At 73.8% G+C, this 8,497-nt stretch carries 8 protein-coding genes and 1 tRNA gene; 6 read left to right on the top strand and 3 right to left on the bottom strand.

What is annotated here, in order from left to right; all coding sequences use genetic code 11:
* Nucleotides 1-31: 31 nt before the first annotated feature.
* The 6 genes from L6E12_RS33390 to L6E12_RS33365 all read left to right on the top strand — a co-directional run bounded on the left by L6E12_RS33390 (nt 32) and on the right by L6E12_RS33365 (nt 6,358).
* On the top strand, nt 32-1,357 hold the full coding sequence (locus tag L6E12_RS33390; protein WP_236231912.1) for an NAD(P)/FAD-dependent oxidoreductase: 1,326 nt from the start codon (nt 32-34) through the stop codon (nt 1,355-1,357).
* Nucleotides 1,358-1,446: 89 nt separating this feature from the next.
* Nucleotides 1,447-1,523, top strand: a tRNA-Leu gene (locus L6E12_RS33385).
* Nucleotides 1,524-1,819: 296 nt separating this feature from the next.
* Nucleotides 1,820-2,569: a MerR family transcriptional regulator gene (locus L6E12_RS33380; protein ID WP_236231911.1), complete on the top strand. Its 750-nt coding sequence runs from the start codon at nt 1,820-1,822 to the stop codon at nt 2,567-2,569.
* Between the two features lie 116 nt (nt 2,570-2,685).
* Entirely contained in the window at nt 2,686-4,437 is a 1,752-nt protein-coding gene (locus L6E12_RS33375; protein ID WP_236231910.1) for an SDR family oxidoreductase, read from the top strand.
* Nucleotides 4,438-4,484: 47 nt separating this feature from the next.
* Nucleotides 4,485-5,339: a metal-dependent hydrolase gene (locus L6E12_RS33370; RefSeq protein ID WP_236231909.1), complete on the top strand. Its 855-nt coding sequence runs from the start codon at nt 4,485-4,487 to the stop codon at nt 5,337-5,339.
* The gene (locus L6E12_RS33365; protein WP_236231908.1) at nt 5,336-6,358 is read left to right on the top strand and encodes a PDR/VanB family oxidoreductase; all 1,023 of its coding nucleotides are present in this window, start codon (nt 5,336-5,338) and stop codon (nt 6,356-6,358) included. The genes L6E12_RS33370 and L6E12_RS33365 overlap by 4 nt, the downstream gene beginning before the upstream one ends.
* On the opposite strand, the gene L6E12_RS33360 is transcribed toward L6E12_RS33365, so the two are convergent.
* The 3 genes from L6E12_RS33360 to L6E12_RS33350 all read right to left on the bottom strand — a co-directional run.
* Nucleotides 6,355-6,735: a hypothetical protein gene (locus L6E12_RS33360; RefSeq protein ID WP_236231907.1), complete on the bottom strand. Its 381-nt coding sequence runs from the start codon at nt 6,733-6,735 to the stop codon at nt 6,355-6,357. The genes L6E12_RS33365 and L6E12_RS33360 overlap by 4 nt on opposite strands.
* A gap of 144 nt (nt 6,736-6,879) precedes the next feature.
* Complete coding sequence (locus L6E12_RS33355) at nt 6,880-7,767, bottom strand: hypothetical protein (RefSeq protein ID WP_236231906.1); 888 nt, start codon at nt 7,765-7,767, stop codon at nt 6,880-6,882.
* Between the two features lie 197 nt (nt 7,768-7,964).
* A partial coding sequence (locus L6E12_RS33350; RefSeq protein ID WP_236231905.1) for a class F sortase occupies nt 7,965-8,497 on the bottom strand: 533 nt, incomplete at its 5' end.

Genomic DNA, 8,497 nt, shown 5'->3' with positions numbered 1-8,497 from the left:
GGGGATCGCTCCCCGGTGCGACCATTGACCCATGGCGAACGGTAAGTCGGAGCCCACCCGGATCCTGATCCTCGGTGGCGGTTACGTCGGCCTCTACGCGGCCCTCGGGCTGCAGCGCAAGCTGCGCTCCGGCGAGGCCTCCGTGACGGTCGTCGACCCGCAGCCGCACATGACCTACCTGCCGTTCCTGCCCGAGGCCGCCGCGGGCGCGATCGAGCCCCGGCACGTGGTCGTGCCGCTGCGCCGCGCGCTCAAGCGCTGCCACGTCATCACCGCCCGCACCACCGCGATCGAGCACGCCCGCAAGGTCGTCACGGTCGAGGCGCCGGACGGGCACACCGAGGAGCTGGGCTACGACGTGCTGGTCGTGGCGTTGGGCTCGGTGGCCCGGCTGCTGCCGATCCCCGGCCTGGTCGAGCAGGGCATCGCCTTCAAGACCATCGGCGAGGCCATCTACCTGCGCAACCACGTGATGACCAAGCTCGACGAGGCCGACTCCACGCTCGACCCCGAGCTGCGCAAGCGGCTGCTGACCTTCACCTTCGTCGGCGGCGGCTTCGCGGGCATCGAGGCGCTCGGCGAGCTGGAGGACATGGCCCGCTTCGCCACCCAGTACTACAAGAACGTCGAGCCGGAGGACCTGCGGTTCGTCCTGGTCGAGGCCGCCGGGCGGGTGCTGCCCGAGGTGCGCGAGAGCCTGGGCGTCTACACCGTGATGCAGTTGGAGAAGCGCGGCATCGAGGTCTACCTGTCGACGCTGGCCAAGTCGTTCGAGGGCGGGCACGTGCAGCTCTCCGACGGCACCGAGTTCGACAGCGACACCATCGTCTGGACCGCGGGCGTCAAGTCCAGCCCGGTCCTGGCCAACTCGGACCTGCCGCTGACCAAGCAGGGCCGCCTGCGCGCCACCGCGGCCATGCAGGTCGAGGGCCTGCCGGACGTGTGGACCGCGGGTGACTGCGCCGCGGTGCCCGACCTGGCCCGCACCGGCGACGACCCGACCGCCATCTGCGCCCCCAACGCGCAGAACGCGGTGCGCCAGGCCCGGCTGCTGGCCAAGAACATCGTGGCCTCGCTGCGCGGCGGCAAGCCGAAGGACTACTACCACAAGAACATCGGCTCGGTGGCCAGCCTCGGCCTGCACAAGGGCGTCGGCGACGTCTTCCACTTCAAGGCCAAGGGCTTCGTCGCCTGGGCCATGCACCGCGCCTACCACGTCAAGGCGATGCCGACCTTCAACCGCAAGGTCCGGATCACCCTCGACTGGTTAACGGGTGGGCTGTTCCGGCGCGAGGTCATCTCGATGGGGCAGATCAACGACCCGAAGGCGGAGTTCGCCCGAGTCTCCAAGGGCTGATTCGGCAAACGGCCCAAGGACTTGGGCCACCCGGGCGGAACTCTCGGAAACTGTTCCCGCGATTTGTTATCGCGCCTTAGGCTGCGTTCGCCCCCGTAGCCCAACAGGCAGAGGCAGCCCCCTTAAAAGGGGTCGAGTGCCGGTTCGAATCCGGTCGGGGGCACCACATGGAACCGATCGCTCACGCAGAGTCAGTGCGTGCGCGTGGTTTCCTGCGGTGACGCGGTCTGGTGAGGACGTCCACATGACCCGGTGGCCGCCCTCGGTGGTCAACTCACCACAATTGCTTCTTGCCTGTGAAATTATGGCCTAATCCGGTCATCCGCTGTTTTGGCGGCACGTTCCGCGATAAGGCGGAGTCGACTCGTGACCGCCGGAGTCTCCGGATCCGCGCGCGGTGGTCCCCGGGGGTTCGGTCGCGCCGAACCCCCGGGGGTTCCCGGCGCGAACTAGGCTCGCCTGGTGGCTGAGTACCGGATCGACGACCTCGCCAGGGCGGCGGGCACCTCGGTGCGCAACATCCGCGTCTACCAGGACCGCGACCTGCTGGCGCCCCCGGTGCGCCGCGGTCGCACCGCCATCTACGGCGACGGGCACCTGGCCCGGCTGCGGTTGATCCTCAACATGCTCGACCGCGGCTACGCGTTCGCCCAGATCAAGGAGATGCTCGACGCCTGGACCGCCGGGCACAGCCTGGCCGACGTGCTCGGGCTGGAGGAGGCGACCGGCGCGGCCTGGTCGCAGGAGCGGCCCGCCGTCGTGCCGATGGCCCGCCTGGTGCGCATGTTCGGCACCCAGCTCACCCCGTCCAACCTCCGCACGGCGCTGGAGCTGGGTGTGCTGGAGCGCCGGGGCGCGCAGTTCGTCGCCCCCAGCCCCGGGCTGCTCGAAGCCGGGCACGAGCTGGTCAAGCTGGACGTCCCGCTGGCCGAGGCGCTGGCGCTGGCGGCTGAGCTGCAGACCGAGACCGACCGGATCGCCGGGCTGCTGATCGGCCTGGTGCGCCGCTACGTGCTGGACCCGAAGGGCCCGGACTGGCTGCCCAGCGGCGAGGAGCTGCCGCACTACGCGGACGTGATCTCCCGGCTGCACCCGCTGGTCATGTCGGCCCTGTCGGCCGCGGTGGACCGGTCCGCGCGGCGGCTCATCCCGGAGATCATCGGCGACCGGCTGGTCGCCATGGCCGAGCGCGCGGCGGCTGAGCAGGACTGATCGGGTCGAACCGACCCTTGCACCATGACAATGGGCATTGTAACGTTCGCGCCGTCCTGTAACGCCGTTCACATCCTTGACGCCCGGGGGTCGCCGTGGGTACTGAGCCGATTCGGTTGCCGATCACCGGGACCCGGCGGCGGACCGTGCACCAGGGCGAGGTCGCCCTCGCGGTCTTCGAGCAGGGCGACCCCGGCTCGCCGACGGTGCTGCTGGTGCACGGCTACCCGGACACGCACGCCATGTGGGACGGCGTCGCCGAGCGGCTCGCCGAGAACCACCACGTCGTCCGCTACGACACCCGAGGCGCGGGGGAGTCCACCGCCCCCCGCCGCCGCGCCGCCTACCGGCTGCCGGAACTGGGCGAGGACCTCTTCGCCGTCGCCGACGCGGTCAGCCCGAACCGGCCGGTGCACGTCGTCGCGCACGACTGGGGCTCCATCCAGTCCTGGGAGGCGGTCACCGACCCGCGCGCCGACGCCAGGATCGCCTCCTTCACCTCGATCTCCGGACCGTGCCTGGACCACGTCGGGCACTGGATGCGCCGCCGCCTCGCCGCCCCCACCCCGGCGAACCTGCGCCAGGCGCTCGGGCAGCTCGCGCACTCCTGGTACATCTACTTCTTCCACATCCCGGTGCTGCCCGGTCTGCTGTGGCGCTCGTTCCTCGGGCCGCGCTGGGGTGCGGTGCTGCGCCACGTCGAGGGCGTGCCGCGGGTGCCGGGGCACCCGGTGGCGACCATCAGCGCGGACGCCGCGCACGGCGTGCAGCTCTACCGGGCCAACGTGTTCCCGCGCCTGGGTTCCCCGCGCGTGCGCCGGACCCGGGTGCCGGTGCAGGTGGTCGTCCCGACCCGCGACCGGTTCGTCACCGCCGGTCTCGCCGAGGACCTGGAGCGCTGGGTCGGCCGCCTGTGGCGGCGCACGCTGCACGCCTCGCACTGGGCCCCCACGTCGCACCCGGGCGCGGTCGCGCGGATGGTGGAGGAGTTCGTCGACCACGTCGGCGGGGCGCCGATGACCCGCAGCCTGCAACGGGCGCGGGCGGGCTCACCGGAGCGGGGCTTCGAGAACCGGCTGGTCGTCGTCACCGGGGCCGCGCGCGGGATCGGCCGGGCCACCGCCGAGGCGTTCGCCGCCCGCGGCGCCGAGGTCGTCGTCGCCGACGTCGACGGCGACGCCGCCCGGCGGACCGCCGCCGCCATCGGCCCCGCCGCCTACCCGTACCGGGTCGACGTCGCCGACGCCGCGGCGGTGCAGGTCTTCGCCGAGGACGTCGCCGACGAGCACGGCGTGCCGGACGTGGTGGTCAACAACGCCGGGATCGGCGTGGCCGGGGCGTTCCTCGACACCTCGGAGGAGGACTGGCAGCGGGTCGTGGACGTGAACCTCCTCGGCGTGGTGCACGGCTGCCGCTCGTTCGGCGCCATGATGGTCGAGCGGGGCGAGGGCGGGCACGTGGTCAACCTGTCCTCCGCCGCGGCGTACACGATCAGCCGCGGCCTGCCCGCCTACTCGGCGACCAAGGCGGCCGTGCTCGCGCTGTCGGAGTCGCTGCGCGCCGAGTTCGCCGCGCACGGCATCGGGGTCAGCGCCATCTGCCCGGGGATCGTCGCCACCGACATCACCAACACCACCCGCTTCGCCGGGGTGGACGACGTCGAGCAGCAGCGCCTGCGGCGCAAGGCGGGCAAGGCCTACGCCCGCCGCGGGTTCGGCCCGGAGCGGGTCGCCGAGGACATCGTCCGCGCGGTCGAGCGCAACAGCGCGGTGGTGCCGGTGACCCCCGAGGCCAAGGTCGGCCGCGTGCTGTCCCGGTTCGCCCCCGGCCTGATGCGCCGCCTGGGCCGGTTGGACGTGATCCGGTGACGGCGGGCCCCACCGCCCCGCTCGTGACCGGCTGAAGGAGGCTCCCTGTGTCCGAACCCGACCTCGTGCTCGCCCCGCGCGCGGTGACCTTCGACTGGTCGACCGTCCCCGCGCACTGGGTGCCCGGCGAACCGCTGGCCACGCACGTGATGAACACCCTGCACCTGGTCCTCCCCGAGGGCGAGCGCTGGTTCGTGCACGTCTTCGGCCAGGCCCTGCCGCTCATCCGCGACGACAAGCTCCGCGAGGAGGTCGTCGGCTTCATCGGCCAGGAAGCGGTGCACGCCGAGGCCCACCAGGGCGCCGCGGACCACCTCGCCGCCCAGGGCCTGGACCCGAAGCCGTTCGTGGACCAGGTGTCCTGGCTCTTCCGCACCCTCCTCGGCGACCGAGACCTGCCCGCCCCGGTCGCCCACCAGTGGCTCCTGGAGCGGCTGGCGATGATCGCCGCCATCGAGCACTTCACCGCGGTCCTGGGCCGCTGGGTCCTGCGCGCCCCGCTGGAGCGGGCGGGCGCCGACCCCACCATGGTCGACCTGCTGCGCTGGCACGGGGCCGAGGAGGTCGAACACCGCTCGGTCGCCTTCGACCTCTACGCGCACCTCGACGGCCGGTGGCTGCGCCGGGTCCGGGCGATGGCGGTGGCAGGCCCGGTCCTGCTGTGGCTGTTCGCCCGCTCCACCCGCTGGCTCATGCGCAACGACCCCCTGCGCCCCGGCCCCGCCCGCCTGCGGGACGCCCACCGGGCCGCCCGCCGCGGACTCCTCCCGGACCTGGCGGGCCTGCTGCGCGCCACCTGGCAGTACCTGCCGCGCGCGTACCACCCGAGCCAGGACGGGACGACGGACGAGGCGGTCGCCTACCTCGCCACGTCCCCCGCGGCCAGGGCAGCGGCGCGGTGACGCCGGAGACGCGGACGCCACCGCCCACCGTGGGTGCGGGTGCGGTGGCGCCGCCGGACCTCTACGGCCGGGCGCGGCCGGACCGGATGTACCGGCTGCTGCGGCCGGTCGTGGAGGCGCACCTGTGGTTGAGCAAGCGCAGCGTTCGCCGCAGCCGCCCCGTTCCCGCGGTAGACCGCGACCTGCCCGTGGTGGTCTCGGACCGCCGCGTCGAAGCCGACGGTGTGGTCTCGTTGACCCTCACCGCGCCCTCCGGGGGCCCGCTGCCGCCGTGGCGGCCCGGCTGCCACCTGGACGTCCGCCTCCCGTCGGGTCTGCGCAGGCAGTACTCGCTGTGCGGCGACCCGGCCGACCGCGCCTCCTACCGGATCGCGGTGCGCCTGGTCGGCGAGGGTTCCGGTGAGGTCCACTCGGCGGTGCGCGTCGGCACCCCGCTGGTCGTGCGCGGCCCCCGCACCGCGTTCCCCCTGGTCGGCCCGGGCCCGCACCTGTTCATCGCGGGCGGCATCGGCATCACCCCGATCCTGCCGATGCTGCGCGCCGCCACCGACTGGCACCTCGTCTACGCGGGCCGCTCCCGCGCCACCATGCCCTTCCTGGCCGAACTCGAACCCCACGGCGACCGGGTCACGGTCCTGACCGGTGTGCCCGCGGCGCCGGAACTGCTGGCCAGGGCCCGGCCCGGGACCGCGGTCTACGCCTGTGGCCCGCCGCCCATGCTCGACGCGATCAAGGCCCACTGGTCCGGCCCCCTGCACTACGAGCGCTTCTCCCCGCCACCGGTGGTCGACGGCGAACCGTTCGAGCTGCAACTGGGCCCGGGCGGCCCCGTCGTCCCCGTCGCCGCCGACGAGTCGGCGCTGACGGCCCTGCGCCGGGCCCGCCCGCATACGGTCTACTCCTGCCAGCAGGGGTTCTGCGGCACGTGCAGGCTGAACCTGGTGTCCACAACGGACTCGATGCTCGTCTGCACCGACCGCCGCCCCGGCCGGGTCGTCCTCGACGTCGGGGACCGCTAGGACTTCCGCGCCGCGGCACCGACCAGCACGAGCAGGCTGCCGCACACCGTGTTCCACACCCCGGATTCCAGCGACCCCAACGACACCACCTCGCGGGCCTGCGCCACCCACCCCAGGCTGACCGCCACCAGCAGCGCCCCGCCGACCCGGGCCACCCCACGGGACAGCAGCAACCCGTACAGCGACACCAGCCCCGCCACGGCGATCGGCGCGGCCAGCGAGGTCAGCAGGGACGCGGTGTCCCGCGTGACCCCGCCGAACAGGTCCGCGACCGGCAACTCGGTGCCCGGCCGGCCCTCGAACCACGGCCGCGTCACCCCGAACCCGACCGCAACGAGCCCACCGATCCCGAGGAGCAACGACAGCACCATGCGCACCCCCGCATGGTACGGAGCCGCCCGTCGGCCGGGGGTCAAAGCCGTGGACCGACCCGGGCGGGCTCGTGGTTCGGGGTTCTCAGCCCGCTGCCGAGCGGCGGTTTCGACGACGAGGGGGGCGTCGCCTGGTGACCCGCGCCGGGGTCAGGGCGTGCTGGGGGCGGGCCGCTTGACCGTGGGGAGGTCCGCCAGGTCTTCGGGGGTCTCGGCGGTGAACTCGGACTCGGCCTCGAGGGGTTCGAGCAGGGAGACGCTGCGGGTCAGCAGGTCGTTGGTGCCGCGCAGGCGGGTGGCGAGCTGCTCGCGCAGGGCGGTGAGGCGCTCGACGACGCTGGTGGCGGCGGCAATGCGCTTGTCGGCCTCGTCGGTGGCCTCCTGGACCAGGCGGGCGGCCTCGCGCTCGGCGGCGGCGCGGTTGCTCTCGATCTCCTCGGCGAGGGCGGCGCGGCGCTCGGCCTGCTGCTCCTGGAACTGCTGCTCCAGGCGCTGGCGCTCGCGCTCGGCCCGGTCGTCGATGTCCTTCTGGCGCTGGTCGGCCACCTTGGTCATCTCGGTGACCTTGGCGCGGGCCTCGTCCATGATCTTCTTGTGCGCGCCGTGCAGCTCGTTGTGCTGGGCGTCGAGGTCGGCCAGCAGCCTGCGGTAGCGGTCGCGCAGGGCGGTGGAGGCATCCTCGGCGGCGGTCCACGCGGTTTCGGCGGCGGCCTGGGCGCGGGCGTTGACCTCGTTCGCCTGGGCCTTCGCCACCACGACGGCCCGCGCGGCCCGCTCCCCGGCGTTGGGCGCCGACGCGGCCGCGGCGGCGGTGCCGATCTTGTCCAGCCGCTCGGTCAGCGCGTCGATCTCCCGGCGGGCCAGCTCGAGCTGCCCGGACAGCTCGGCCACCTCGGCCCTGGCCTCCCGCACCTGGGCCTCGGACCGCTCGGCGGCGGCCTCGGCCGTCCGCACGTACTCCTTCACCTGGCTGCGGTCGAACCCGTTCCGCACCACGGCGAACCCGGGGTCAGCGTCACGTTCCTGCTGGAAGGCCATGCTGTTGACGGTACCCGGGTGGGGGGTCGCGGTGGGCGCCCGGGGGAAGCATCACTCTGATGTGGGTACCGGCCGATCGGCCGGTCGGACCGGCCGTCGGTGATGATCACCTGTGCCGCCGTTGGCCCCCGCTCCCACCGGCTTCGGGGACGAGCGCCGCAGCGCCGCGCGGCGGGGGCGAACGGCTGTCCACGGGGTCAGGCGGGGACCGCGGTGACCACCTGGTTCGACTCGTAGCCGTCGTGCCCGCCGACCCAGCGGCCGCCGCAGGTGACCAGGACCAGGCGGTGCGGACCGGCCTGGCCGAACAGCTCCTCCGCGCGGACCGGCAGGTCGTCCTTGGCCACCGTGTCGATCTTGGCAACGCGGTAGGCGAAGGTCCGCCCGTCGGCGCCGACCACCGTCACCGCGTCGCCGACGCGGGTCTCCCACAGCTCGGCGAACGGGCCGGTCTGGCCCTTCCAGTTGACGTGCCCGGCCAGCACCGTCGCCCCCGTCGAGGCGTCGAGGCCCGCACCCCACCAGGTGGCCTCGCGCAGCGAGGTGGGCACCGGCAGCGTCGCACCGGGGCCGAGTTCCTCGCGCACCAGCGTCGCCGTCCCGCCGTGGGCCAGCTTGACCGTGCCCGGCCGCTGGCCGGGGGGCTGCTTGGGCGGCGGCTTCTGCGCGGGCGGCGGCGCGGCGGCCGGGGGGGCGGCGGGGGCGGCGGTCGTCGTCGGCGCGGCGGCGG

Origin of the sequence: Actinokineospora sp. PR83 (assembly GCF_021056305.1) — a bacterium.
In the GTDB taxonomy this organism is placed as follows: Bacteria; Actinomycetota; Actinomycetes; order Mycobacteriales; family Pseudonocardiaceae; genus Actinokineospora; species Actinokineospora spheciospongiae.
This window is presented reverse-complemented; position numbering and strand designations above follow the sequence as displayed.

What these genes read in the sequence shown, in the direction of transcription:
- L6E12_RS33355 (WP_236231906.1), bottom strand. Translation starts at nt 7,767, where the DNA reads ATGGCCTTCCAGCAGGAACGTGACGCTGACCCCGGGTTCGCCGTGGTG.
- L6E12_RS33390 (WP_236231912.1), top strand. Translation starts at nt 32, where the DNA reads ATGGCGAACGGTAAGTCGGAGCCCACCCGGATCCTGATCCTCGGTGGC.